The organism is Rahnella aceris (assembly GCF_011684115.1).
In the GTDB taxonomy this organism is placed as follows: domain Bacteria; phylum Pseudomonadota; class Gammaproteobacteria; order Enterobacterales; family Enterobacteriaceae; genus Rahnella; species Rahnella aceris.
Genome location: NZ_JAADJV010000001.1, coordinates 470,979 through 497,665, shown reverse-complemented (window position 1 = coordinate 497,665; position 26,687 = coordinate 470,979). Strand labels below are relative to the sequence as shown.

Genomic DNA, 26,687 nt, shown 5'->3' with positions numbered 1-26,687 from the left:
CGCCTCCTGCCCGGAGGCGCTATCATTTGTCCATAAACGCGATGAATAACTGAGGAGCAAAAATGAAGTTTGTGGGAGCACACGTGAGTGCGGCCGGGGGTGTCGATCAGGCGGTTCTGAGGGCACACGAGCTGGAAGCCACGGCTTTTGCGCTTTTCACCAAGAATCAGCGTCAGTGGAAAGCCGCACCGTTGCCGGAAGACGTCATCGAAAAATTCAAAGTGGCCTGTGAAAAATACGGTTACCAAAGCAATCAGATTTTGCCGCACGACAGCTACCTGATCAACCTTGGTCATCCGGTCACCGAAGCGCTGGAGAAATCCCGCGAGGCGTTTCTTGATGAGTTGCAACGCTGCGAACAGCTTGGCCTGTCGCTGCTGAATTTCCATCCGGGCAGCCACCTGATGCAAATCGAAGAAGATAAATGCCTGGCGCTGATTTCTGAATCCCTGAACATTGCGCTGGATAAAACCAAAGGCGTGACCGCGGTTATCGAAAACACCGCCGGTCAGGGCAGCAATCTTGGCTTCCGCTTCGAGCACCTGGCCAAAATTATTGAAGGCGTGGAAGACAAAAGCCGCGTTGGCGTCTGTATCGATACCTGCCATGCCTTTGCGGCAGGTTACGACCTGCGCACGGCAGAAGAATGCGAGAAAACCTTTAAGCACTTTGAAGAGGTGGTTGGTTTTCAATATCTGCGAGGGATGCACCTCAACGACGCGAAAAGCGAGTTCAACAGCCGCGTTGACCGCCACCACAGCCTTGGCGAAGGCAATATCGGCAATACCGTATTTAGCTGGATCATGAAAGACGCGCGGTTCGACGGCATCCCGATGATCCTCGAAACTGTCAATCCGGATATCTGGAAAGATGAAATCGCCTGGCTGAAAGCGCAGCAGACTGCCGAGAATGACGAAGCCGCGGCGTAGTTTTTACCGTAAATTCCGGTCGGCGCCCTCCCCTGCGAAGGGAAGGCGCAATAAAAAAGGCGCGACATTCACATGTCGCGCCTTTTTGTTTTTTAACGATTTACTGTTATGCAGCAGCTTTCGCGGCTACCGCAGCATCTGAACGTTTCAGAATCGCGTATGCGCCACCCGCCAGAACCGTACCGGCGATAATCGCCACCAGATAACCGAGAACCGGCGTGATTGCACCAGGGATCAGCAGTACGAACAGACCGCCGTGTGGTGCCATCAGTTGTGCGTGGAATGCCATCGACAGCGCACCGGTCAGTGCACCACCTGCGATACAGCATGGCAGAACACGCATCGGGTCACGGGCCGCAAACGGAATCGCACCTTCAGAGATAAAGCACAAGCCCAATACCAGCGCCGCTTTACCGCCTTCACGTTCGCTTTGCTCGAACTTATGACGCGCCAGCAATGTCGCCAGCCCCATCGCCAGAGGTGGCACCATACCGGCAGCCATGATGGCGGCCATTGGTGCGTAGACGGAAGAACTCAGCAGTGCCACACCGAACGCGTAAGCAGCTTTGTTCACCGGGCCACCCATGTCGGTACACATCATCGCACCGAGAATTGCGCCGAGCAGTACCGCATTGGCTGTACCCAAAGATTGCAGCCAGGCAGTCAGACCCGCCATGATTTTAGCAACCGGCGTACCGACCACGTAAATCATCACCAGACCGGTAATCAGACTCGCCACCAGCGGAATAATCAGGATAGGTTTCAGCGCTTCCATACTTTGCGGTAATTTCAGCTTGCCGCTGATGGCTTTCGCCACATAACCCGCCAGGAAACCTGCGATGATACCACCGAGGAAACCAGCACCGGTGCTGACAGCCAGCATGCCGCCGATAAGACCCGGCGTCAGGCCCGGACGGTCAGCGATAGAGAAGGCAATGAAACCGGCCAGAACCGGCACCATCAGCGCGAAGGCTGAAGCGCCACCGATTTGCATCAATGCCGCCGCCAGCGTGCCTTTCACTTCAAAGGCTTTGATACCGAAGACAAATGACAGTGCGATACACAGACCACCCGCAACCACCATTGGCAGCATGTAAGACACGCCGGTCAGCAGGTGACGGTATGGGCCTGCGCCGCCCGCTTCTTTCTTCCTGGTGCCCGTCGCTGCGCCCTGAGATTTCGGCTCAAACACCTCAGCTTCAACCAGCGCTTTGTCCAGTTCCTGTTTGGTCTTTTTCAGTGCCAGACCGGTAGACGTGCGGTACATCGGCTTACCGGCAAACTTCGCCAGATCCACTTCGATGTCAGCCGCGACAATCACCAGATCGGCCGCTGCAACTTCTTCCGGTGTAATAGCATTGCCTGCACCTACAGAACCGCGGGTTTCAACTTTTACCCACCAGCCACGTTTTTTGGCTTCAGTTTCAATCGCTTCTGCAGCCATAAAGGTGTGTGCAACACCGGTCGGGCAGGCAGTGATGGCGACGATACGTTTCGGGCCGCTGGCTGCCGGAGCGGCAACGGCTGCCGCAACAGGTGCGACATAAGGTTTAGCTTCAGCCACAGCGCGTTGCAGGAAAGCCTCCGGATCACGGACTGCATCAGCCACATTACCGGTATAAATATTTTTGCCAGCCAGCGCAGGTTCGTTTGGCACGGTTTCACCGGCCACAATCACTACATCAGCGTCAGCGGCCTGTTCGGTCAACGAGTGGCCTGCTTTCGCCGCAGCAGCAGCGAGCAAATTTTTTGCCAGTTGGCTGCGAGCCTGTCCCAGCGAACTGTCTATCATCAGCAGCATTTTCATTCTGACTCCTGCGGATTAAAAGGGTTTCAGATCAACACGGGCCATCATCGCCGCGAGTTGCGGACGATCGGTGACACCGACATTACTCTGGCTGACAGCCAGGGCAGCAACAGCAGTGGCCAGTCGTAGCGTATGTTCACTGGATTCACGCATCAGCAAACCGTAGATCAGACCACCGACCATGGAATCACCTGCACCCACGGTGCTGACGACTTCACAGGCTGGCGGTTTGGCGATCCACGCACCGGAGGCGTTAACCCACAATGCACCTTCAGCACCCAGAGAAATCACCACATGGGCGATCCCCTGATCACGTAAGGCATGCGCGGCTTCTACCACGTCGCTCAGTTCCGGCAATTTACGGCCAGCCCAGATTTCCAGTTCACGGCGGTTAGGTTTCACCAGCCAGGGCGCGGCTTTCAGACCGGCAACCAGCGCTTCACGGCTGCTGTCGAAGATGATGCACGGGCACTGTGCGCGCAGACGTTTCATCCAGTCGGTGAAAGCGTCAGGATCAACACCCGCTGGCAGACTGCCGCTGACGGCAACCATGTCGAACTGGCCCAGCCATGACAGGGAATCCGTTACGAAACGTTCCCAGTCAGCAGGCGTGACGTTGAAGCCGGAGAAATTGAAATCACTGACTTCACCATCTTTTTCAGTCAGTTTGACATTGATACGGGTGCGGCCATTAACCACCTGGAAGCGGTTCGCAATACCCAGATCGCTGAATAACAGCTGGAAGCCATCCTGATTTTCTTTACCGAGGAAACCGCCAACGGTGACATCGATGCCGAGATCTTTCAGCACTTTGGCAACGTTAATCCCTTTACCTGCCGCGTGCAGGCCGGTGGTTTGTACCAGGTTGACTTCACCCCGTTCGATTTCGGGGCAGTATCCGACCAGATCATAGGCCGGGTTTAAGGTAATAGTGGCGACCCGACGGCTCATGCGCCCTCCCCAAGACCTTCAGCAATCGCTTCACCGATGGTTTTTAATGCCAGCTCTGCATCCTCACCACTCGCGGTAAAACGCAGGTGGTGACCTTTTTTCACGCCCAGCGCCACGACTTTCATCAGGCTGCGGCCGTTGGCAGGTTTACCGCTGCCATCAAGATTCGTTACCGTGATTTCGCTGCTGAACTGTTTAATAACGTTCACCAGTGCGGTACCCGGACGGGCGTGCAAGCCGTGTTCGTTACGGATAACGTATTCAGCGGTCAGCACGTTGGCTTGTTCTTCGACTTCGCTGGTCAGCAATGCCAGCACACCGACGGAATCTGCCGTCAGCAAGCGTTCAGCTTTGTTGGCAATCAGCAAATCACTGAGGTAGTTCAGCACATCGAGCGGCTGATCGTCAGCAACGGAAATCGTCAGCAGCATGGAGACTTTTTCGCCATCCAGATCAAATGCCTGCTGTGCACGGCTTACCGTTGCAGCACTTTTCAGGTTGCCTTCGGTACTGTCGCTCAGCCAGATGCCCTGCCCGAGGTTCAGCGGTTTACGGCTGATCACATCACTGACAAAAGCGGTATCGACAGCGCCAATCTCTTTCAGGCGGCCAGCGTTCAGCGCCTGTAACGTGATCAGGTTTTCTGCGGCCACATCGACTGCGATCAACTGGCTATCAAACAGGAATTCAGCCGTATTTTTTTCGCCCATCAGCAGGGTGCGTAATTCTTCAGCGGAATCTGTTTTTGCCAGGCGATCAGCCACGCTGTCGTCACTTAAGACGTGCGTCAGCTGACGCAGCAAACCGAGGTGTTCATCAGAACGAGCTGCGATGCCGATCACGACATATGCCGTCTGGCCTTCGCCCCAGGTAATCCCTTGCGGAAACTGGAAAACCTGCACACCGGTATCAAGCACCAGATCACGGGTATCTGTGGTGCCATGCGGGATTGCGATGCCGTTGCCAAGGTAAGTAGAGGTTTGCAACTCACGCGCCAGCATGCCGTCTACATAACCTGCGCTGACGCGACCGGCCTGAGTCAGTGCTGCTGCAACCTGGCGAATAGCGTCCTGCTTATCGCTGGCAGCCGCACCGAGATGAATATCTTGCTGTGACAGTTGGAACATAATTCTCCTCTCCTGCTGAAATTGAATCGTTTCAGCTTTACTGAGAAAAAAGGAGCGTCATCAGATTTCAGAAGAAAAACCGACAACGCTGAAACGTTTCAAGAAGTCTCAATCCGGCCTGTATTTAAATCAAGCTTTCCCTGATTTTGCGTAACGATTTTTTGATGTTACGCACAGTTTCCTTTCTGAGAGCTTTCCGAAACGGATAACTTAACGCAAATGCTGAAGTCAGGCTGACGAAAAATGCTGACGCAAGCTGTCCCCTTCTCTGCGGACAATATTGCGGTGAAGAAGCGACGCCTCACCCGGTCATTTTTGACACAAAGTGCGGTTTTATTATTCAGTATGGCAAATTCACTGTGGTTTACATTTTTGATGATCAAAACCTGTTTTTGTTTTTTTTAAACTGTCGTAACATTCGCGCAAATTTCGTCCCCTCCTCTACTTCTGGTTCACTTAGCTAATGCGAATTTCTACAACGTCAGCCCGCCGTTTACCCGACATGACGTCAACTGCTTTTCTGATCATCGCCTTCCTTACCGGCATTGCAGGCGCGTTACAGACCCCGACGCTCAGCCTGTTCCTCACTTCTCAGGTTCACGTCAGCCCGTTTATGGTGGGTATCTTCTTTACCGGCAGTGCCGTGATTGGCATCTTCGTCAGCCAGTTGCTGGCGACCTGGTCTGATCAACGCGGTGACCGCAAAACGCTGATTTTGTATTGCTGCATTCTGGGTGCGCTGGCTTGTGTGCTTTTCGCCTTTAACCGTAATTACTTTATCCTGCTGTTCATCGGCGTTTTGCTGTCGAGCTTTGGTTCCACAGCTAACCCGCAGATGTTCGCGTTAGCACGGGAGCATTCCGAAAAAACTGGTCGCGAAGCCGTGATGTTCAGCTCCATTTTGCGCGCACAGGTTTCGCTGGCATGGGTCGTCGGACCGCCGCTGGCCTTTGCCCTGTCGATGGGCTTTGGTTTTACCTTTATGTACTGCGCTGCCACGCTGGCTTTCTTGCTGTGCGGCGTAATGGTGTGGATGTTCCTGCCTTCGATGCCCAAGGCGCACATCAAGACCACCGCCACGCTGGAAGCACCACGCCGTAACCGCCGTGATACGCTGATGCTGTTCATCGCCTGTTCACTGATGTGGGCAGCAAACAGCATTTATCTGATCAATATGCCGCTGTATGTGGTGCGTGAACTGGGTCTGCCGGAAAAACTGGCAGGGGTACTGATGGGCAGTGCAGCCTGTCTGGAAATTCCGACCATGCTGATCGCCGGATATCTGGCTAAACAGTTGGGGAAACGCTTCCTGATGCGTTTCGCTGTGCTGGCGGGGGTGATTTTCTACGGCGGCATTCTGTTTACTACCGGTGCGGCAATGCTGATTGCTTTACAGTTGCTGAACGCAATTTTCATCGGCATTCTGGCCGGGATCGGCATGCTGTATTTCCAGGATCTGATGCCGGGTCAGGCAGGCGCGGCCACCACGTTATTTACCAATTCAACGCGGGCGGGCTGGATCCTGGCCGGTTCGCTGGCCGGGGTGATCGCCCAGTTCTGGACATACCATGCGGTATTTTATGCCGCACTGGCGATGGTGATTGGTTCGGTGTTATGTATCTGGAATGTGAAAAACGTCGATAAACCGGCGGAAGACGTGCCCGCAGCGGTGGTTTAAGGCGCGGTATCTGCCTCAAGCTGAATCAGATAAGTCAGCGCCTGGTCGCGATGTGTAAAGCACATTTCGCGGCTGGCCTGCAGGCTGGCGCAAACTTTCGGACGCAGTGGTGAGGTGAAAATCTTACACAGAAAGTTATCAGCCAGCTGAACACAGCGCGTATTGGCAGGCTTACCGTCTGGCATTCCCGGGATCGGGCTGGAAATTGAAGGCGCTATGCAACAGGCTCCGCAATCAGTACGACAGTCCATCAACAGCCTCCTCAGGCCTCATTTTGAGCCGCGACAATAGCAGGCAGCGTAATGCGCCACCAGCGAAATATTTACGACTCTTTAACACGATAACCCGAACATTTTTCATACCGGCAGGCGAAGCGCAAAATATGCGTCATAAAGCGGATTTTCGCGACTCTTTTTACGCTATCTGCTTGCCTGAAATCAGCGGCGCGGGTAACGTGTCGCAAATTATTTATCTCTCTCCTGACAGGTTATTTATATGGCACGTGCTAACGAAATTAAACGCGGCTTCGTTGTGAACTACGACGGCAAATTGCTGCTGGTAAAAGATATTGATGTTCAGAGCCCGAGCGCCCGTGGTGCCAGCACCTTGTACAAAATGCGTTTTGCTGACGTTCGTACTGGTGGCAAAGTGGAAGAGCGCTTCAAAGGCGACGATATCCTGGATACCGTTACCCTGACCCGTCGTAAAGTGAACTTCTCTTACGTTGATGGTGACGAATACATCTTTATGGATGACGAAGACTTCACGCCCTACACCTTTAATAAGGCGCAGATTGAAGACGAACTGCAGTTCATCCCTGAAGAAGGTTTGCAGGGCATGCAGGTTCTGACGCTGGACAGCCAGCTGCTGGCGCTTGAAATGCCGCAGACGGTGGATCTGGAAATCGTGGAAACGGCACCGGGCATCAAAGGCGCTTCCGCCAGTTCCCGCACCAAACCTGCGGTCATGAGCACCGGTCTGAACATTCAGGTTCCTGAATATCTGAGTTCTGGCGACAAAATCCGTATTCATATCGCAGAACGTCGTTATATGGGGCGCGCGGATTAATCAGCGCCCCGCTCTCTGCTGAAAGGAACGCTGCGGCGTTCCTTTTTTATTGTCTGCATTTTGCGATTAATCCTTCAGACTGTGGATCTGCATCACAAAATGAGTGGCTATCTGGACTTACCAATTCCCCTTTCTATCATATGACTTTACACTCTAAGCCCTGATTTCGGCTTAAATCGTCGCTTTATCCAGCATAAAATTCAACTGACGGGTAAATAGCCCCAATTTGGCCTGACCAATTATTTATTTCTGACTTGCCTGGAGTATTGCATGAAAACTATTGCCACAGCGTCCCTGCCTGCAGCAGTGTCATTGCCTGCTTATGATCGCGATGTGTTAAAAAGCCGTATTGTTCATCTCGGATTTGGTGCCTTCCATCGCGCTCACCAGGCGCTACTGACCAACCGCGTGCTGAACCTCCAGGGGGGCGACTGGGGCATTTGCGAAATTAGCCTGTTCGGCAATGAAACGCTGATCCAGAGTTTGCGTCAGCAAAATCATCTGTTTACCGTGCTGGAAAAAGGCGCGGACGGCAATCAGGCGATTATCATCGGCTCTGCACATGAATCTGTGCACGGCGGGATTGACGGGCTGGAAGCAGTACTTGAAAAACTCACTGAGCCACAGATCGCGATTGTTTCCCTGACCATCACTGAAAAAGGTTATTGCATTGAGCCGGGCACCGGCGAACTGGATCTGCAAAATCCAAAAATTCAGCAGGATCTGGCGGGCGGTCAGGCGCCGGGTACCGCTCCGGGCGTTTTAGTCGAAGCCCTGCGTTTACGTCATGAGCGCGGCTTACCAGGCTTCACCGTTTTATGCTGCGATAACATTCCTGAAAACGGTCTGGTGGTAAAAAACGCCGTACTGGGCATGGCGAAAGCACGTTCCGCAGAACTGGCTGAATGGATCGCCGGAAACGTCTCTTTCCCAAGCACCATGGTTGACCGTATTGTTCCTGCCGCGACGGAAAATACGCTGGAAGAAATCACCGAAGCCCTCGGAGGTGTGACCGATCCTTGCGGTATCGCCTGTGAACCCTTCATTCAGTGGGTCGTGGAAGACCATTTCGTGGCGGGCCGTCCGGACTGGGAAAAAGCTGGCGCACAGATGGTTGCCGACGTTTTGCCTTTCGAACAGATGAAGCTGCGCATGCTGAACGGCAGCCACTCTTTCCTCGCCTATCTCGGCTATCTGGCCGGTTATCAGCACATCAACGATTGCATGGAAGATGCCAACTATAAGGCCGCTGCCCATCATCTGATGCTGCATGAACAAGCTCCGACGCTGAGCGTCGAGGGTGTCGATCTCGGTGCGTATGCTGACAGCCTGATTGCACGTTACAGCAACCCGGCGCTGAAACACCGAACCTGGCAAATCGCGATGGACGGCACCCAGAAACTGCCACAACGTATGCTCGATTCCATCCGCTGGCATGTTAAAAATGGTGGTTCCTATGAATTACTGGCGCTGGGCGTGGCAGGCTGGATGCGTTATGTCGGTGGTACTGATGATGCCGGGCAGTCCATTGAGATTAAAGATCCGATGGCTGAAACCGTCGCTAAAATTGTGGCATCAACCGAAGATGGCGAACAGCGGGTGAAAGCCCTGCTGGCCCTGACGGGCGTATTCGGTGAGCAATTGCCTCATGAAGAGAAAGTCGTAGCGGCCATACTGAGCGCGTATGCCGATCTGCAAAGAATTGGCGCGAAGAAAACCGTGGCAAAATACGTAGGTTAAGCCCGGCAACTGAAGCTAAGAACGGCTGCTGCGGCAGCCGTTCTTATTTGTACGGCGGTATCAGTCGTTCAGTTCTGAGGGGACTGAGGAAAAAAGGAATCCGTCAAAAGACGGATCATCAGCATCCGAAACCTGTAACAGCATATCTTTGACATTTTCCAGATGCTGCCACATCGCCTGCTTCGCGGCTTTCGGATCCCTGCGAAGTACTGCCTGCAAGATTGTCTGATGGTCCTGCAACCAAATCTGACTGTAGTTTTTATCGCCGACATGCTGATGGATCCCCTGCCACATGGAGCTGCGCTGGCGGATCAGCCACAGATCATCCACCAGTTTAACCAGCACACTGTTCTGGGAAGCCTGCGCCAGCAAGGCATGAAACCGCTGATCTTCAGCATCATCGGAGACGCCACGTGCAATGCATTCTCGCTGTGCATCAATGGCATCGCGCATTTGCAGAATATCCGTCTTAGTGGCCTGCATCGCCGCAAAAGCCGCGACTTCGCTTTCCAGCAATTGCCGCGCCTGTAATAACTCGAACGGGCCATATCCGCTGTCAGCGCTTTCCGGCTGGCTATCTTCCGGTTGATGCAATACATAGACGCCGGAACCTTTACGCACTTCGACCACTTTTTCCAGCTCCAGCATGATCAGCGCTTCACGCACTACACTTCGGCTGACGGAATAAGATTCCGCAATGTCACGCTCCGGAGGGAGGCGATCGCCAGGGGCATATTTTCCGGCATGGATATCGCGACGTAAATGACCGCCTATCTCCTGATAAAGTCGCATGTTTTGCCCCTTTCACTGACACAAGCTCAATTGGTCTGACATCTGATTAATCGTTCTGATGCCTGAAATAAGAGAGAAAATTATAACATGTCAGCAGAAAGGGAAAGGACAGGAATAGAAAACTGACGGCCCGATCAAGATTGGGCCAGCCAGTTCATAAAGTTGTCCGGCCACATAACGATACATTGCATTACCGCGCTCAATGACCGGAGCGAAACATATTAACGATACTAACTATTTACAGCTACTTAGTTATAACTCACCGTCATCACCGCAAGGCGAGGATCATTATTAATATGCCGCGTGGTGACCTGCCCGAGAGACAAAGGCAAGGCGAAAGAAGAAGGATTTTGCGCATTCAGCGTATGAACTTGCCTCACCTGTTTTCCGCCACGTTCACAGTCGCTGATCACCGCATTACGTGCGGCACTGACGTGACATCCTCCGTCAACAATTGACCCGGTAATATGAATAATTCCGCCTGTTGCAGCGGCACTGGCAAACTGAATCGTCCCTGAGGCCATGACTCCCAAAAACAGTACACAGGTAATTCTGTTCATGGTGACACCTCATCATAACTATTAATTTTAAAGTTCCCGTAACCACAATTTAACATTAATACATCTAATTGAATTTACACGTCTGGAGGCAAAATAAATCTTGCTTGCCTGCCGGCAAAAATAAGCAATCCATGTCTTACATCGGCGCAACGCTGGATTTTCTTAAGGAGTCGCTGCACATTGGCGGGGAATTTTTCAAAAAGGATGTGCAACCATGACCAAAACCAACCTGATCACCGGCTTTCTGGGAAGCGGAAAAACCACCACGCTGCGCCACCTTCTGGCTCAGAAGCCTGAAGGTGAAAAGTGGGCCGTGCTGGTGAATGAATTCGGCGAAGTCGGCATTGATGGTGCATTACTGGCTGGCAGTGGTGCGGTTTTGAAGGAAATCCCCGGTGGTTGCATGTGCTGTGTGAACGGATTGCCAATGCAGGTCGGTCTGAATATGTTATTGCAGCAGGCTAAACCTGACCGCTTGCTGATAGAACCCACCGGGCTGGGGCATCCGAAACAGATTCTTTCTTTACTGACGTCTGACGTTTACAGCAACTGGCTGACACTCAATGCCACGCTTTGCCTGCTGGATCCGCGTCAGTTAAGCGATCAGCGGGTGACTGATAATGAAAACTTTCGCGATCAGTTAGCCGCAGCAGACATTATCGTGGCAAATAAGTCTGATGTGACGCAGGCGCAGGACACGCAGAAGCTGGACGAATGGTATCAGCAGAATGGTCACGAGCGACTTCTGGTGACGGCTTCGCAAGGTGAGATCGACCTGACATTACTTGATTTTCCGCGCCAGAATCTGGTTGAGTTACCGCAAGGTAAACATCATCACGCTCACGCCGCTAAACAAGGACTGGCTGCACTGAGCCTGCCGGGAAAACAGCGCTGGCGTCGCGCGCTGAATCAGGCTGACGGTTATACCAGTTGCGGGTGGATATTTGATGGCGAAACGCAGTTTGAGACCGCGGGCATTCTCGACTGGGCGCGCGCGGTGCCGGTTGATCGCGTCAAAGGGGTTATACGCATTAAAGAAGGCACATTACTGATTAACCGTCAGGGCAATGACTTACACATTGAAACGAAACCGGTGGCGCCGTTAGACAGCAGAATTGAGCTTATTACGCAAAATGAAGTGCAGTGGAATGCAATACAATCCTCCTTGTTGAAGATTCGTTTAAGTTGATCAGATTAAGTTAACGCTAACTAAGTTATTCCTTACTTTGCTAAGAATAGGTCTTCCTTTATGTGGCGCCGCAATATTCCCGCAATCCTGATACTCAATGTATTAGGTGTTGCCTTATTTTTATCTTTCTATTTGCCAGCAAACCATGGTTTCTGGTTCCCGATTGATAAATCGATTTTCTTCTTTTTTAATCAACATCTGGCCACTGATGCGTGGTTTCTGCACCTGGTCGCCGTGACCAATAATCGTGCCTTTGATCTGATTTCATTGCTGGCGATGGGAATCCTGTATCTGAGCTATTTCCTGAAGCAGGATAGCGACGGGCGTCGCCGGTACATCATTATTGGTGTCGTGATGTTGCTGACTGCCGTTGTGCTCAACCAGCTCGGACATTTATTGCCTGTCAGCCATAAAAGCCCGTCACTCAGCTTCCCGGGCGTAAACCGCGTGAGCGAACTGACCGGCATTCCCACCAAAGATGCTTCCAGCGACAGCTTCCCCGGCGACCATGGCATGATGCTGATTATTTTTTCATGCTTTATGCTGCGCTACCTGAGTAAGTCAGCATTCGCTGTCGCCTTGATCATCACCTTCATCTTCTCACTCCCACGCGTGATGATTGGTGCACACTGGTTTACTGATATCGCGGTCGGCTCAATGTCCGTCGTGCTGGTCGGTGCCAGCTGGTGGCTGATGACACCAGCCAGCGATACGCTGATTAACTGGCTTGATCAAAAATTACCCGGTAAAAAAAATCCTAAGACACACGCATAATTTTGGATGCATACATAATATTTATGGCCCGGCAGATCTTTATGATTTGCCGGGCCTTTTTAAAGGATGTTTCTCAACGCCTCTGCGCTGTATTATGTCCCCTGAACGCGCTATTGATGCGGTTTTAACCCAAATTCGCGTAAAGATCACACAGCATTTTTAACATGTTTACTTACATCACCTTACATCACAATTTCTTATAAAAAATCTCATAATACCTCTCGCAATCACCTGTTCATTACGGTAATCTCCAATTCGCCTGTATAGAATTGTGTTAAAAACACCCCGGTTCAGGAAAAAAACGTGCTGCGACGCACATTTCCTCCCCCTGGTATTTGTCCCACAGATATATGGCAGGTAATCTCGCTTCGTTTGGCAATTTTAATAACGATTTCATCGTTAAGGACAGCAAGGGATAACAACAATAATGGTCAAGTCTCAACCGTTTCTGAGATATATCACGCGGATAATTCCCGCGATTGGTGCAGCAATTATTCTTTCTGCATGTAGTGGTACACATTCTTCGAACACAGAAAACGCGCAAACTGATATGCGTGCAGTAAATGGCAATGATGGCCTTCTACTGCAAGCCTCTCAGGATGAATTCGAAGCAATGGTTCGCAACGTCAACGTTAAATCCAAAATTATGGATCAGTACGCTGGCTGGAAAGGCGTTCGTTATCGGTTGGGCGGTGACAGCAAGCGTGGTATCGATTGCTCAGCGTTCGTTCAGGTAACATTCCGCGAACAATTTGGTATGGATTTACCTCGTTCAACCTATGAACAGGAAGAGAAAGGCAAGAAAATCCAGCGCACGAAACTGCGTCCGGGTGATCTGGTTCTGTTCCGTGCGGGTTCAACAGGCCGTCACGTCGGCATTTATTTAGGTAACGATCAGTTTGTACATGCATCCACCAGCAACGGTGTGATGATTTCAAATCTGAAAGAGTCCTACTGGAATGCACGTTATCGTGAAGCAAGACGAGTTTTAGCTAACGGCTGATCCCGTTACCTTATGATTTAGTTCTTGTTGTCCTATGCCAAGCGAATAAAAAAACGTCATCTTTGGATGGCGTTTTTTTATGCCTGTAATAAAGTGTATGAAGTGTCTGTTGATTTTTTGACGACGTTATTCTTTTATTTCCTCTGCGCGAAAAGGGCAAAACATATGGGTTTAAAAACGGCGTTAACACACACCGTATTGCCCAAACATCTGTATTTAAAGAGAAGCCTGCTTTTTTCAGCCCTGTTTTTCATTTTATTTATCGCAGTTACCCTCACCGTTATTAAAACCAACAATCTCCGCGAACAAAATGAAATCGCGCAACGAACGGCACAATTTACTGCTGATTATCTGCGCCAGTTAACCGACACGATGCACAGAATCGGACTGCTCACGACAGAACCCTGCCATTCCATTGCCGGGGAATTAAACCGTGACGTCGCATTCAGCATGGGTGTTCGTGATTTTCAGCTGGTGCGTAATGGCATCGTTTTTTGTTCCTCGGCTTCCGGTAATCAGCACATTCCTGTAAACAGTACCCTGCATGACCTCGAATTTGATAACAACATGAGTATCGGCCTGCAGATGGGCACCCCTGCCGTCCCGAACCGCGCGGTGATCCTTATATGGCAGCGTAACCCCGGTGCAACGGACGATGGCGTGATAGCAACGCTGGAACTGACGTTGTCGCCGTATATGCTTTTTGCGCAGCCAGGTTCCGGCTACCGGGGTTTTGCACTGCTGGTGGGAAAAAGCGCACTGATTTCTTCTCAGGCCGGTCTGATCAAGATCAGTGATTTGCCCCGCAGCCATTTTACTCAAGTCAAAATAGATAATTATCCTTTCAGCATTCGTCTCTACTCTCCTTCCCTGACCCGCGATAACATACTCTTTACGTTCTCAGGCGGCCTGCTGCTTAGCCTGCTGGTTTGCGCGCTGATTTACCACAGCCTGCTGAACCGCCATAACGTTGAGCGTGAGGTTCTGCGCGGGCTGAAAAATAAAGAATTCTTTGTTGAATATCAGCCGGTTATCGACTCAAAGAGCCTGAAGGTGACTGGCGTTGAAGCCCTGCTGCGCTGGCAGCACCCCATTGAGGGGCCCATTCCGCCCGATGTTTTTATCAGCTATGCTGAAAATCAGGGGCTTATCGTCGACCTGACTCAACATATGATGGCTCTGGTGGCAGCGGACGCCCATACCTTGCAGCACGCTTTTCCCGGTCCGGGCAAACTCAGTATCAACATTTCTCCTCACCACATGAACAAAATCAGCTTTCATGACGATGTGATGAATTTTATTGAAGCGTTACCTGAGAATGCTTTCCAGGTGGTATTCGAAATTACAGAACGTGGAATGATTGATACACAAGGTGCATTACGGGAATTTAACTGGCTGCGCCGCCATAAGATTGAAATAGCCATTGACGATTTTGGCACCGGCCATAGCGCGCTGATCTATCTTGAGAAGTTCACGCTGGATTATCTGAAAATTGACCGCGGCTTTGTCATGTCGATTGATCAGAACACCCTGATCGCCCCGGTGCTGGATACCGTCCTTAAACTCACGGAAGAACTGAAGATCAAAACCGTAGCCGAAGGCGTCGAAACCCAGATGCAGGCGGAGTATCTGCGCAATCACGGCGTGACCTATTTACAGGGATATCTGTACAGCAAATCGCTCGGTGTTCCTGAGCTGCTGGACTTTATACGTGATTTCAATGAGAAAGAAGCCACCTGGCAGATTTGACCTGCATCAGTCCCGCATCTTTTGTTCCATTTTTCTTTTAGGCGTCTGCATCCGGTTGTGATAAAAAGGCCAAAATCAGGGACGAAACCGAAGAGTCGTGCGTGACAAAATCTTTGCTTTCAATTGATTAATATCGAAATAGCCCGCGGTAATGCCGCATTATGCTGTCGTCATCACAGGAGTGCAGATTCAGGATGTTTTCTCGCGTTTTTGCCGGTGTGCTGTGCCTGCTGAGTCTCAGCGCACAAGCTGAAGTCATACAGGACAGTTACGCGTTCGCCATATTAGGCGAGCCCAAGTATGTCTCAAACTTCACCAGTTTTGACTACGTCAATCCTGCCGCCCCGAAAGGCGGTCAGATCACACTGGCGGCCATTGGTACTTACGACAACTTCAACCGCTTCGCGTCTCGCGGTAATCCGGCTGCGCGCAGCGGCTCGCTTTACGACAGCCTGTTTACCACCTCCAGCGATGAGATTGGCAGTTATTATCCGCTGATCGCCGATTCTGCCCGTTATGACAGCCAGTACCGCTGGGTCGAAGTGGATATCAATCCGCGCGCCCGTTTCAACGACAATACCCCGATTACCGCCAGTGATGTGGCCTTCAGCTTCCGAAAATTCATGACCGAAGGCGTACCGCAATTTCGCGTGGTGTATAAAGGTGTGGAAGTAAAAGCCATTTCGCGCCTGACAGTACGCATGGTGTTGCCGAAAGCGGATAAAGACATGATGCTCGGCCTGCTCGGTTTGCCGATTTTGCCGCAGACATTCTGGGAAAAGCATAAATTCAATGAACCGCTGAGTACACCGCCGCCGGGCAGCGGGCCTTACCGCATCAGCGATTACAAACTCGGTCAGTACATCACCTATTCCCGCGTGCCGGATTACTGGGCGGCCAATTTGCCCGTCAACCGGGGCCGCTATAATTTTGACACCATCCGCTACGACTATTACCTCGACGACAATGTGGCGCTGGAGGCGTTTAAGTCCGGCGCGTTTGATTTCCGCATGGAAACCTCGCCGAAAAATTGGGCGACGCAATATCAGGGCGGTAATTTCAGCAAAAACTTTATCGTTAAAGCTGATGTGGAAAATCAGGCAGCGCAGGATACCCGCTGGCTGGCATTCAATATCCATCGCCCGCAATTCGCCGACCGCAAGGTGCGCGAAGCCATCACTTTGGCTTTTGATTTTGACTGGATGAACAAGGCGCTGTATTTCGGGGCGTATCAGCGGGTGAACAGTTACTTCCAGAATACCGACTACGCGGCAAAAGATTATCCGAACTCCGCAGAACTGGCGTGGCTGGGGCCGCTGAAAGGCCAAGTGCCGCCTGAAGTCTTTAGCGCGCTGTATCAGCCACCCGGCTCTGACGGCACCGGTAATGACCGCGCAAATCTGCTGAAAGCCACCGCATTACTGAAAGAAGCGGGCTGGGAAGTGAAAAATCAGGTGCTGGTGAATGGCAAAACCGGTAAGCCGTTTACCTTCGAGCTGCTGTTACCTGGCGGCGGGAATTCACAGTACGTCTTGCCGTTCCAGCATAATTTACAGCGACTGGGCATTAAGATGTCGATCCGTGAAGTGGATAATTCGCAGTTCGTGCGCCGTATGCGCCAGCGTGATTACGATATGCTGCCGACGGTTTATCCCGCCACGTCGTATCCGAGCAGCGATTTGCAGATTTACTGGAACAGTAAATATCTCGATTCCACCTATAACAAATCAGGTGTCAGCGATCCGGCCATTGACAAGCTGACCGACGAAATCGCCGCCAATCAGGGCAAACCTGATGCCCTGTTGTCGCTGGGCCATGCGCTCGACCGTGTGCTGACGTGGAATATGCTGATGATCCCAATGTGGTATACCCATCACGAGCGCTACGCTTACTGGGATAAATTCTCGATGCCAGCCGTCACCCCATCCAACGGAATGGAACTCGACACATGGTGGTACGACGTTAACCGCGCAGCCCGTTTACCTGCGCAACGCCGCTGAGGAGCATACTGTGGCCGCCTATCTTTTAAGACGACTGCTTCTGGTGATCCCCACGTTGTGGGCGATCATTACCATTAACTTTTTTATTGTGCAGATTGCTCCCGGCGGTCCGGTTGATCAGGCGATTGCCGCTATTGAAATGGGGCAGTCAGGCGGTTTACCGGGTGCCAGCGCGGGCAGCGGAAATGGCAAAGCATCGCCGGGTTTAGCGCAGTTTGGTGAAGGTCAGTATCGCGGCGCACGGGGCCTGGATCCGGAAGTCATTGCTGAAATCACCCACCGCTTCGGCTTCGATAAACCGCTGCATGTGCGTTATTTCGAGATGTTATCCAACTATGTTCGCTTTAATTTTGGCGACAGTCTGTTTCGCGGCTCATCCGTTATGGGACTGGTGAAAAGCGCGCTGCCGGTTTCCGTTACCATTGGCCTGTGGAGCACGCTGATTATCTACCTGGTGTCGATCCCGCTCGGGATCCGCAAAGCGGTGCGCAACGGCACGAAATTCGATACCTGGAGCAGCTCCGTCATCATTGTCGGTTATGCCGTTCCCTCTTTCCTGTTTGCCATCTTATTGATTGTGCTATTCACCGGCGGCAGTTATCTCGACTGGTTCCCGCTGCGCGGCCTGACGTCGCCGAATTTCGATACCCTGCCGTGGTACGGCAAAGTAACCGATTACCTCTGGCACATCACATTGCCGGTGCTGGCGACGGTGATTGGCGGGTTTGCCACGTTGACCATGCTGACTAAAAACTCGTTTATGGATGAAGTAGGCAAGCAATATGTGGTGACCGCGCGCGCCAAAGGGCTGAACGAAAAACAGATTTTGTACCGGCATGTATTTCGCAACGCGATGCTGCTGGTGATCGCCGGTTTCCCTGCCACTTTTATCAGCATGTTTTTCACCGGCTCGTTGCTGATTGAAGTGATGTTCTCCTTACAGGGGTTGGGATTGCTGGGCTACGACGCCATCGTACAGCGCGATTTCCCGGTGATTTTCGGCACGCTGTATGTTTTCACGCTGATTGGATTGCTGCTCAATATCGTCAGCGACATCACTTACACGCTGGTTGACCCGCGTATCGATTTTGAGGGCCGCCAGTAATGAGCCTTTTTAAACTGAACTCCGTCAGTCAGGCGCGCTGGGCGCGTTTTTGCCAGAACCGCCGTGGTTACTGGTCGCTGTGGATTTTCATGGTGATGCTGATCCTGGTGCTGTTATCCAACGTCCTCGCCAACGACAAACCGCTGCTGGCACGTTATCAGGGACATCTCTATGTGCCGTTTCTGGTCAATTACAGCGAAACGACGTTTGGTTGTGAGCTGGAAACGCCAACCGATTATCAGGATCCGTTTGTTGTGCGCCAGATTGAAGACCACGGCTGGGCGATTTGGGCACCGATCCGCAGCAGTTATAACTCCATTAACTTTTCTACCGCGCAGCCCTTCCCTTCACCGCCTTCTTCTCAAAACTGGCTGGGCACCGACAGTAACGGGCATGATGTGCTGGCGCAAATCCTTTACGGGTTGCGGATTTCGCTGTTCTTCGGCGTTCTGCTGACGGCGATGACCTCGGTGATTGGCATGATTGTCGGTGCCACGCAGGGCTATTACGGCGGATTAATCGATTTGCTCGGGCAGCGCTTTATCGAAGTGTGGTCGAGCATTCCCACGCTGTTCCTGATTATTATTCTGGCCAGCGTGGTGCAACCCAACTTCTGGTGGCTGCTGTTGATCACCGTACTTTCCGGCTGGATGATGCTGGTCAGCGTGGTGCGCGCCGAATTCCTGCGTACCCGTAACTTTGATTATATCCGCGCCGCGCAGGCGATGGGCGTCAGCGACCGCGCTATCATGTGGCGTCATATGCTGCCTAATGCGATGGTCGCCACGCTGACCTATCTGCCGTTTATCCTATGCGGCTCGATCACCACACTGACGTCACTGGATTTTCTCGGTTTCGGCCTGCCGCTGGGCTCGCCATCGCTGGGTACACTGCTGATGGAAGGGAAGAATAATTTGCAGGCGCCGTGGCTGGGGATCAGCGCTTTCGTGGTGCTGGCCGCGCTGCTGTCATTATTGATTTTCATTGGTGAAGCCGTTCGCGATGCCTTCAATCCGTCCGCACACCATAATGAGGTGCTCTGAAATGACAGACGCTGCGTTATCCGCCCCGTTACTGCAAATCAAAAATCTCAGCGTCGCATTCCGTCAGGGAAAACAGCAACGTGAAGTGGTCAGCAATGTATCGCTCGATATCCGTGCCGGTGAAACCCTGGCGCTGGTGGGTGAATCCGGCTCCGGCAAAAGCGTCACTGCGCTGTCAGTGTTGCGTCTGCTGCCCTCTTCCGTGGTCTATCCGCAAGGCGACATTCTGTTTGCTGGCCAATCCTTACTGAACGCAGATGCCAGCACATTGCGCCAGATCCGTGGCAACCAGATTTCGATGATATTTCAGGAACCGATGGTGTCGCTAAATCCGCTGCATACCATCGAAAAACAGCTGACTGAAGTGCTGACGCTGCACCGTAATCTTCACGGTGATGCAGCACGCACTGAAATTCTGCGCTGTCTGGATCGCGTGGGTATTCGTCAGGCAGCCTCGCGCCTGCGGGATTTTCCGCACCAGCTTTCCGGCGGTGAACGCCAGCGCGTGATGATTGCCATGGCGGTGCTAACCAGGCCAAAGCTGCTGATTGCCGATGAACCAACCACCGCGCTGGACGTCTCCGTGCAGGCGCAGATTTTATCGCTGCTCGACGAGCTCAAGCAGGAAATGGGGATGGCGATGCTGTTTATCACCCATAACCTGCGCATAGTGCGCCGTCTGGCAGACACCGTAGCAGTCATGCAACACGGGCGCGTCGTGGAGCAGCAATCACGTACCGCACTTTTCAGTCAGCCTCAGCACCCTTATACCCGCCAGCTGTTACAAGCCGAACCACAGGGTCGCCCGCAGCCGCTGACCGGTAAACCGCCTGTTCTGCTGGATGTGAAAAATCTGGATGTCGGTTTTCCCGTCAAACGCGGCCTGCTGCGTCGCACGGTCGGCATCAAACACGCGGTGAACCAGGTCAGTTTCCAGCTTCGCCGGGGAGAAAGTCTCGGTGTGGTGGGCGAGTCCGGTTCAGGCAAAAGCACCACCGGGCTGGCATTGCTGCGTTTGCTCAAATCGCAAGGGGAAATCTGGTTTGACGGCCAGCCACTGCATGCTTTCTCGCGCAAGAAAATGCTGCCGTTCCGCAGCCGGATTCAGGTGGTGTTTCAGGATCCTTTCTCTGCGTTAAATCCGCGCTTTACCGTCGGGCAAATCATCGCTGAAGGTCTGCTGGTGCATCGCAACGTCAGTGAACAGGCGCGCGATAAAGCAGTGATCCGCGCAATGCAGGAAGTGGGGTTGGATCCGCAATCCCGCCACCGCTACCCGACGGAGTTTTCTGGCGGCCAGCGCCAGCGTATCGCGATCGCCCGTGCGTTAATTTTACAACCGGAAATGCTGATCCTGGATGAACCTACGTCGTCGCTGGATAAATCGGTTCAGGCGCAGATTCTGACCATTTTAAGTGAGTTACAGCAACGTCACGGCCTGACATATCTGTTTATCAGTCATGATTTACACGTGGTGCGGGCTTTGTGCCATCAGCTGATGGTGTTGCGAAACGGAGAAGTGGTCGAACAGGGAGAGTGTGAGCAGATTTTTACTGCACCGCAGCAGGCTTATACCCGCGAATTACTGGCCGCGTCAGAGGCTTTCGACACCCACCAGCGCTGAGACGCAGGCAAAACACGCCGGAATGCCTCGGGATTGCGGCGTGTCAGAAAGGATAAAGTGCGGTTACAGATTCCGCGATCGCTGCGCCGATATTTTTCAGGCAGCAGAGCGTGGCACTTTCATCTTCACGATGAACGAATAAACACGGCTCGCCGTCGATTTCAACAATCGCCGCTTTTACCTGAATATCTTCTAATGCATCAGTGAGCTGATGCATCACCTGCCAGGCGAATTCGCCCTCATGGCTGAGCAGTTTCAGGCCGATCAGATTGTTATCTTCATCATTACCAGGCAGCGGAATCGGTTCAACTTTGATACCCGCAAAACCTGACAACCAGCGATAACTTTGCGGCAAACGATGTACTACCGAAAGTTGGATATTATTCACGTCGTTCCCCAGACAATGATACATGCAAATTATTTACACGCTGTTTTTACAAAATAGCTACAACCACACTGCTTAAGTTATAGCCGACAGGCTGCTCTTTGCCTACTCCTCGTTCAAATTATTAACATTGAATTAACGCAATAGGATACAAATTGACAGACTGTTGCTAACTTTATGTCTGCTCCCGACCATATTGAGAGGCAGATCTCATTTTGGCTTATTTGTAACCTTTTACGCCTTTATTAACAACCACTTTAATCAATTGCCGCTACCTTTTGATCCTTATTTTTTACATTTAATATACAAATCAAACTACGTAAACATGACTAATTCCGCACTAAAATGATTAATATCAACAGGATAGTTAAGTCAGAGGAGTTAAGAATGATGCGGTATCGGTTAATTTCATTTTGAAATGAACCTGTTGGTTACATTTTTTATCGTCGCGCATCATACGTTAAAATCTGGATCTAATGTTAATAAATCCGCACAATTTGTTTGCACAAATCCCTCTTCTCTGGCTTATCATCCGCATCGTTATAAGTGGTATACCCTATCGGGACAGACATCGGCAAAACTAACCCGCTGATAAATCTCGTATTACGCAAATTATAATAAGAATCAGACAGCGAACTCCCTGCCTTTTGGCAAAAACCCATTCCCAGAGAGAAAGAGATGGAAAACGATCCTTCAATCATTGGAAGCAACACACCCGAAAATGGAACCGGTTTCAGTCGTCGTGAACTCCTCAAAGGCCTGACGTCTGCGATGGTGGCAACTACCCTGCTCGGTTTCCCGTTCCTGAGCCAGGCGGAGAAAGAAACCGCCACGCAGGATCCGGTTATCTTCGGCCAGTTCTACCTGGTATCGCAGGCTATCACTGAACATAAAAATATCAGCGAAGGCTCTTCCGCACAGATTTTCAACGCATTCTATCGCTCACAACCCGACTTCCCTGCGCAGGTCAGCAAACTACACGCGCTGGTGAAACCCGGTCAGGCAGCGAAGGATTTGCAGGAAGTGGCAAAGCAAAACGGTTTGGGTGAACTGGTGACCCGCATCGTCACCGCCTGGTATACTGGCACGGTTGGACATGGAACCGATTCCATTTTAATTGCATACAAAGATGCGCTGATGTATCGCCCGGTCAGTGACGGCCTGATTGTGCCCACTTACTGCGGAAACGGTCCGCTGTACTTCACCGCCGCACCTCCCGCCGCTGCGATGCCTGAATCCATGAATGCTGATCGTTTTACTAATCCTTCTGAAACACATGTTGTGAGCAAAGCCTGATGAAAAAACCAGAATTTACGGCAGACGGCGATGCGTCTGCTGATGTGATTGTTGTCGGTTCCGGTATCGTGGGCGGCATGATTGCCGATCAGCTGGTCAGCCAGGGATATTCCGTTCTGGTGCTGGAAGCAGGTTTGCGCATTGAGCGCGCGCAGGCCGTTGAAAACTGGCGCAACATGCCTTTCGAAAACCGCGCTGGCTCTGACTTCCAGGGGCTTTACCCGCAGTCTGAAAAAGCCCCCGCACCGCTGTACTTCCCGGAAAATAACTACGTCCATCTGACCGGGCCGAGCGCCAGCAGCTTCAAACAAGGTTATCTGCGCACCGTCGGCGGCACCACCTGGCACTGGGCAGCATCCTGCTGGCGTCACGTTCCCAACGATTTCAAAATGAAAACGTTGTACGGCGTGGGCCGCGACTGGCCAATTTCCTATGATGAACTCGAACCTTATTACTGCCGTGCTGAAGAAGAAATCGGCGTAGCCGGTCCCAATGACCCTGAGTTGCAGTCGCCTTCTGAGCGCAGCAAACCCTATCCGATGGAACAGGTGCCTTACGGTTACGGCGACACCCGTTTTGCTGAAATCGTTAACCCGCACGGTTACCGTTCCGTGCCAATTCCGCAGGGTCGCAGTACGCGTCCGTGGAATGGCCGCCCGACCTGTTGTGGCAACAACAACTGCCAGCCAATCTGCCCGATTGGTGCGATGTATAACGGAATTGCGCACGTCGAACGCGCTGAGAACAAAGGTGCCGTGGTACTGGCTGAAGCGGTGGTCTACAAAATTGACACGGATGAAAACAACAATGTGACCGCCGTTCACTGGCTGGATAATCAGAAGAAATCGCATAAAGCGACCGGTAAAGTGTTCGCGCTGGCCTGTAACGGCATCGAGACGCCACGCCTGTTGCTGATGGCCGCGAACGAAAAAAATCCAAACGGTATCGCCAATTCGTCTGATCATGTTGGTCGTAACATGATGGATCACTCCGGTTTCCACTGCACGTTTATCGCCAAAGAGCCGCTGTGGATCGGCCGTGGTCCGGCGCAGAGCAGTTGTCTGGTCGGCCCGCGCGATGGCGATTTCCGCAAAGACTATTCTGCCAACAAAATGATCCTCAACAACATCAGCCGCGTGATCCCTGCGACCTCTAAAGCGTTGCAGATGGGGCTGGTGGGCAAAGAGCTGGATGAGGAAATCCGCCGCCGTTCCATCTTTGGCGTGGATTTGTCCATCAGCCTGGAACCGCTGCCGGATCCAAATAACCGCCTGACACTCAGCACCACCCGTAAAGATCCACACGGTTTGCCGTGCCCGGATATTCACTACGATGTCGGGGATTACGTGCGCAAAGGCGCGGAAGCGGCTCACAAGCAGCTTGAGCACATCGGTTCCCTGTTCATGGCAGAAGAATTCAATATCACCACCAGCCTGAACGCCAACAACCACATCATGGGCGGCACCATCATGGGCAGTGATCCGAAAGATTCTGTAGTCAACGGCGAATGCCGCGCACACGACCACGCTAACCTGTGGTTGCCGGGCGGCGGCGCGATCCCGTCCTCCAGCGTGGTGAACAGTACGCTGACTATGGCCGCACTCGGCCTGAAAGCCGCCGATGATATGGCGAAAAAACTGGCAGGTGCCGCATGAAGAAACTTCTCACCGCCTGCCTGCTGAGCGCATCGCTAAGCGGATTCGCCTTCGCTGCGGACAATCAGGCTGAACTGATCCGTCAGGGGCAAGAAGTGGCGACAGCCGCCGACTGTCAGGCCTGCCATACTGCCCCGGAAGGCGGTAAAGCGTTTGCCGGTGGCTATGAAATCCATTCACCAATGGGCACGATTTACACCACCAACATCACACCGTCGAAACAGTTCGGTATCGGTAATTACACCGAAGCACAGTTCACCCGCGCGGTGCGGGAAGGTGTTCGCCCTGACGGTGCCAATCTGTATCCGGCCATGCCTTACACTTCCTACAGTCATATGAGCGATGCCGACATGCATGCGCTGTATGTCTATTTCAAAGAGGGTGTGAAGCCGGTCGAACAACCGAATGTTGAAACTGCCCTGCCGTTCCCGTTCAACATGCGTATTGCGATGGCGGGCTGGAACATGATGTATCTTGACAGCACGCCGTTTAAGCCGGATCCGTCGAAAAGTGAACAATGGAACCGCGGTGCGTATCTGGTCAACGGTGCCGGTCACTGTGATACCTGTCATACGCCACGTAACCTGATGATGGGTTCTGTGACCGATAAACCGCTGGCAGGCGGCATGGTCGGCCCGTGGTATGCCCCGAATATCAGCTCGGATCCGGTCAGTGGTATTGGTAACTGGTCGCAACCTCAGCTGGTGGAATACCTGAAAACGGGCCGCACCGCCGGGAAAAACCAGGCAGCGGGCGGTATGGCGGAAGCGGTTCAAAACAGTCTGCAATACATGTCTGACAGTGACCTGAACGCGATTGCTTTCTACCTGAAAAACAGCACGCCGGTGCGTGACCCGCGTGATACGCAGGCGGCGGACACCTTCGGTAAACCGGTGAACGTGGAAGAAGGTTTACGCGGCGCGCACCCGTTTAATGCGAACAAAACCATCGACAACGGTGCGGCACTGTTCAGCGGTTATTGCGCCAGTTGCCACCAGCCGGACGGTTCTGGCAGCGAAAATCAGGCATATCCGTCGCTGTTCAACAATACCGCCACCGGCATGGGTAATGCGTCTAACCTGATTTCCGCCATTCTTTACGGCGTGGATCGACAGGTCGGCGACCATCACGTACTGATGCCGAAATTTGGCGTGGGCTCGTATGTCGGTCAGTTAGATGATCAGCAGATTGCTGACATCTCCAACTACGTGCTGAAAAACTACGGCAATGCGACCATTCAGGTCAGCGCACATGATGTCGCGGTGTTACGCGCAGGCGGTCCGGTGACATTACTGGCGAAACTGCAACCGTTTATGGCTCCTGCAATGGTGGCTGGCGTGATTGTTCTGCTGGTGCTGATTTTCTGGCTTGGCCGGAAACGCAAAACCAAAGCAGCGTAATCCGTACACTGAAATGCAAAACGGCCCTGTTTGGGCCGTTTTTTATATGCGGATCTGAAAGCTAACCGCGCCCGACCAGCGGCATGGCGCTGGCCATTACGGTCATGGTCAGCACGTTAGTGTCGAGCGGTAAACCGGCCATAAACGCCACCGCCTCACCGACGCGCTCCACCGGGATCACCGGTTCCTCAGCGATATGTCCGTCCGCCTGCATTCTGCCTGCCAGCGCTTTATTGCCCATATCCGTCGCCGCATTGCCGACATCGATTTGCCCGCAGGCAATGTTGAACGCGCGACCATCGAGCGCGGTGGATTTGGTCAGTCCGGTAATCGCGTGCTTGCTGGCGGTGTACGGCGCAGAATTCGGGCGCGGCGACTGCGCCGAAATCGAACCGTTGTTGATGATACGTCCGCCTTGCGGCGTTTGTTGTTTCATCAGTTTTACCGCCGCCTGCGTACACAAAAAAGCGCCGGTGAGATTGGTATTGATCACCGACAGCCAGTCTTCCACCGGCAGTTGTTCGATCGGCACATCCTTCACGTTATTACCGGCGTTATTGAACAGCAAATCCAGCCTCCCGCAGGTTTCCTGAATATCCTGAAACAGCGCGGCCACCGATTGCGGGCTGGTCACATCCAGCTGACGTGCCACCGCCTGCCCCGGTGTAAACAACGCGACCGCCTGGTCGAGTTTTGCCTTATTACGCCCGGCCAGAATCACTTTAAATCCGATCGCTTCCAGCGCTTTCGCGGCGCTCAGGCCGATACCGCTGCCCCCGCCAGTGATTAATGCGATTTTGTTCATTGGGCCT

The 26,687-nt window shown here is 52.5% G+C and carries 23 protein-coding genes; 15 read left to right on the top strand and 8 right to left on the bottom strand.

From position 1 onward, the window contains the following. Positions 1–62 precede the first annotated feature (62 nt). The gene (gene nfo / locus GW591_RS02285; RefSeq protein ID WP_013574665.1) at positions 63–929 is read left to right on the top strand and encodes a deoxyribonuclease IV; all 867 of its coding nucleotides are present in this window, start codon (positions 63–65) and stop codon (positions 927–929) included. Positions 930–1,035: 106 nt separating this feature from the next. Here the strand turns inward: nfo and fruA are convergent, their stop codons facing one another. Genes fruA through fruB form a run of 3 tightly spaced genes read right to left on the bottom strand, consistent with a single transcriptional unit; the run spans position 1,036 to position 4,814 of the window. Beyond that, complete coding sequence (fruA, locus tag GW591_RS02280; RefSeq protein ID WP_013574664.1) at positions 1,036–2,736, bottom strand: PTS fructose transporter subunit IIBC; 1,701 nt, start codon at positions 2,734–2,736, stop codon at positions 1,036–1,038. 15 nt (positions 2,737–2,751) lie between these two features. Further along, positions 2,752–3,687, bottom strand: a complete 936-nt coding sequence (fruK, locus tag GW591_RS02275) for a 1-phosphofructokinase (protein WP_013574663.1) — start codon at positions 3,685–3,687, stop codon at positions 2,752–2,754. Beyond that, positions 3,684–4,814, bottom strand: coding sequence for a fused PTS fructose transporter subunit IIA/HPr protein (fruB, locus tag GW591_RS02270; RefSeq protein ID WP_013574662.1), 1,131 nt, complete (start codon positions 4,812–4,814; stop codon positions 3,684–3,686). Before fruB ends, fruK begins: the two co-directional genes overlap by 4 nt. Positions 4,815–5,277: 463 nt before the next feature. On the opposite strand from fruB, the gene GW591_RS02265 reads away from it, so the two are divergent. Next, on the top strand, positions 5,278–6,492 hold the full coding sequence (locus tag GW591_RS02265) for a sugar efflux transporter (protein ID WP_013574661.1): 1,215 nt from the start codon (positions 5,278–5,280) through the stop codon (positions 6,490–6,492). On the opposite strand, the gene GW591_RS02260 is transcribed toward GW591_RS02265, so the two are convergent. Beyond that, positions 6,489–6,743, bottom strand: coding sequence for a YkgJ family cysteine cluster protein (locus GW591_RS02260; RefSeq protein ID WP_013574660.1), 255 nt, complete (start codon positions 6,741–6,743; stop codon positions 6,489–6,491). The two genes, GW591_RS02265 and GW591_RS02260, sit on opposite strands and share 4 nt — an antisense overlap. A gap of 244 nt (positions 6,744–6,987) precedes the next feature. Here GW591_RS02260 and yeiP point away from each other — a divergent pair, with 244 nt between their 5' ends. Then, the gene (gene yeiP, locus GW591_RS02255; RefSeq protein ID WP_013574659.1) at positions 6,988–7,560 is read left to right on the top strand and encodes an elongation factor P-like protein YeiP; all 573 of its coding nucleotides are present in this window, start codon (positions 6,988–6,990) and stop codon (positions 7,558–7,560) included. 270 nt (positions 7,561–7,830) lie between these two features. After that, a complete protein-coding gene (locus GW591_RS02250) occupies positions 7,831–9,300 on the top strand; it encodes a mannitol dehydrogenase family protein (protein WP_112151184.1) in 1,470 nt (489 codons plus the stop codon). Between the two features lie 60 nt (positions 9,301–9,360). Here the strand turns inward: GW591_RS02250 and GW591_RS02245 are convergent, their stop codons facing one another. Both GW591_RS02245 and GW591_RS02240 read right to left on the bottom strand, forming a co-directional pair. Continuing rightward, complete coding sequence (locus GW591_RS02245; RefSeq protein WP_013574656.1) at positions 9,361–10,092, bottom strand: FCD domain-containing protein; 732 nt, start codon at positions 10,090–10,092, stop codon at positions 9,361–9,363. 248 nt (positions 10,093–10,340) lie between these two features. Beyond that, a complete protein-coding gene (locus tag GW591_RS02240) occupies positions 10,341–10,652 on the bottom strand; it encodes a hypothetical protein (protein ID WP_112151185.1) in 312 nt (103 codons plus the stop codon). Positions 10,653–10,866: 214 nt separating this feature from the next. Between GW591_RS02240 and GW591_RS02235 the strand changes: the two genes are divergently transcribed. The 8 genes from GW591_RS02235 to yejF all read left to right on the top strand — a co-directional run bounded on the left by GW591_RS02235 (position 10,867) and on the right by yejF (position 21,139). Beyond that, a complete protein-coding gene (locus GW591_RS02235; protein ID WP_166860032.1) occupies positions 10,867–11,841 on the top strand; it encodes a CobW family GTP-binding protein in 975 nt (324 codons plus the stop codon). 60 nt (positions 11,842–11,901) lie between these two features. Next, complete coding sequence (locus GW591_RS02230; protein ID WP_112198103.1) at positions 11,902–12,615, top strand: phosphatase PAP2 family protein; 714 nt, start codon at positions 11,902–11,904, stop codon at positions 12,613–12,615. A 427-nt stretch (positions 12,616–13,042) separates the two neighbouring features. After that, positions 13,043–13,618, top strand: coding sequence for a bifunctional murein DD-endopeptidase/murein LD-carboxypeptidase (gene mepS, locus GW591_RS02225; protein ID WP_013574652.1), 576 nt, complete (start codon positions 13,043–13,045; stop codon positions 13,616–13,618). Positions 13,619–13,783: 165 nt separating this feature from the next. After that, the gene (locus GW591_RS02220; protein ID WP_225444880.1) at positions 13,784–15,367 is read left to right on the top strand and encodes a cyclic di-GMP phosphodiesterase; all 1,584 of its coding nucleotides are present in this window, start codon (positions 13,784–13,786) and stop codon (positions 15,365–15,367) included. Between the two features lie 194 nt (positions 15,368–15,561). Further along, complete coding sequence (locus tag GW591_RS02215) at positions 15,562–17,367, top strand: extracellular solute-binding protein (RefSeq protein WP_112198101.1); 1,806 nt, start codon at positions 15,562–15,564, stop codon at positions 17,365–17,367. A 10-nt stretch (positions 17,368–17,377) separates the two neighbouring features. Continuing rightward, positions 17,378–18,472, top strand: a complete 1,095-nt coding sequence (gene yejB, locus GW591_RS02210; protein ID WP_013574649.1) for a microcin C ABC transporter permease YejB — start codon at positions 17,378–17,380, stop codon at positions 18,470–18,472. Further along, positions 18,472–19,515 carry an ABC transporter permease gene (locus GW591_RS02205; protein ID WP_166860030.1) on the top strand — a complete coding sequence of 348 codons (1,044 nt, stop codon included), beginning with the start codon at positions 18,472–18,474 and terminating at the stop codon, positions 19,513–19,515. The genes yejB and GW591_RS02205 overlap by 1 nt, the downstream gene beginning before the upstream one ends. Before the next feature lies 1 nt (position 19,516). Further along, complete coding sequence (yejF, locus tag GW591_RS02200) at positions 19,517–21,139, top strand: microcin C ABC transporter ATP-binding protein YejF (protein WP_037036151.1); 1,623 nt, start codon at positions 19,517–19,519, stop codon at positions 21,137–21,139. 43 nt (positions 21,140–21,182) lie between these two features. Here yejF and GW591_RS02195 read toward each other — a convergent pair whose 3' ends face one another. After that, positions 21,183–21,527 carry a YejG family protein gene (locus GW591_RS02195; protein WP_015689537.1) on the bottom strand — a complete coding sequence of 115 codons (345 nt, stop codon included), beginning with the start codon at positions 21,525–21,527 and terminating at the stop codon, positions 21,183–21,185. A gap of 675 nt (positions 21,528–22,202) precedes the next feature. Here GW591_RS02195 and GW591_RS02190 point away from each other — a divergent pair. From GW591_RS02190 to GW591_RS02180, 3 genes are read left to right on the top strand one after another with little or no spacing between them, the layout of a single operon-like run. Next, positions 22,203–22,820 (top strand): sorbitol dehydrogenase family protein, encoded by a 618-nt coding sequence (locus GW591_RS02190; RefSeq protein ID WP_037036152.1) that lies wholly within the window; start codon positions 22,203–22,205, stop codon positions 22,818–22,820. Then, positions 22,820–24,475, top strand: a complete 1,656-nt coding sequence (locus tag GW591_RS02185) for a GMC family oxidoreductase (protein ID WP_112151188.1) — start codon at positions 22,820–22,822, stop codon at positions 24,473–24,475. Before GW591_RS02190 ends, GW591_RS02185 begins: the two co-directional genes overlap by 1 nt. Next, on the top strand, positions 24,472–25,875 hold the full coding sequence (locus tag GW591_RS02180) for a cytochrome c (RefSeq protein WP_166860028.1): 1,404 nt from the start codon (positions 24,472–24,474) through the stop codon (positions 25,873–25,875). The genes GW591_RS02185 and GW591_RS02180 overlap by 4 nt, the downstream gene beginning before the upstream one ends. A gap of 61 nt (positions 25,876–25,936) precedes the next feature. Here the strand turns inward: GW591_RS02180 and GW591_RS02175 are convergent, their stop codons facing one another. After that, the gene (locus GW591_RS02175; protein WP_037036157.1) at positions 25,937–26,680 is read right to left on the bottom strand and encodes an SDR family oxidoreductase; all 744 of its coding nucleotides are present in this window, start codon (positions 26,678–26,680) and stop codon (positions 25,937–25,939) included. Positions 26,681–26,687 lie beyond the last annotated feature (7 nt).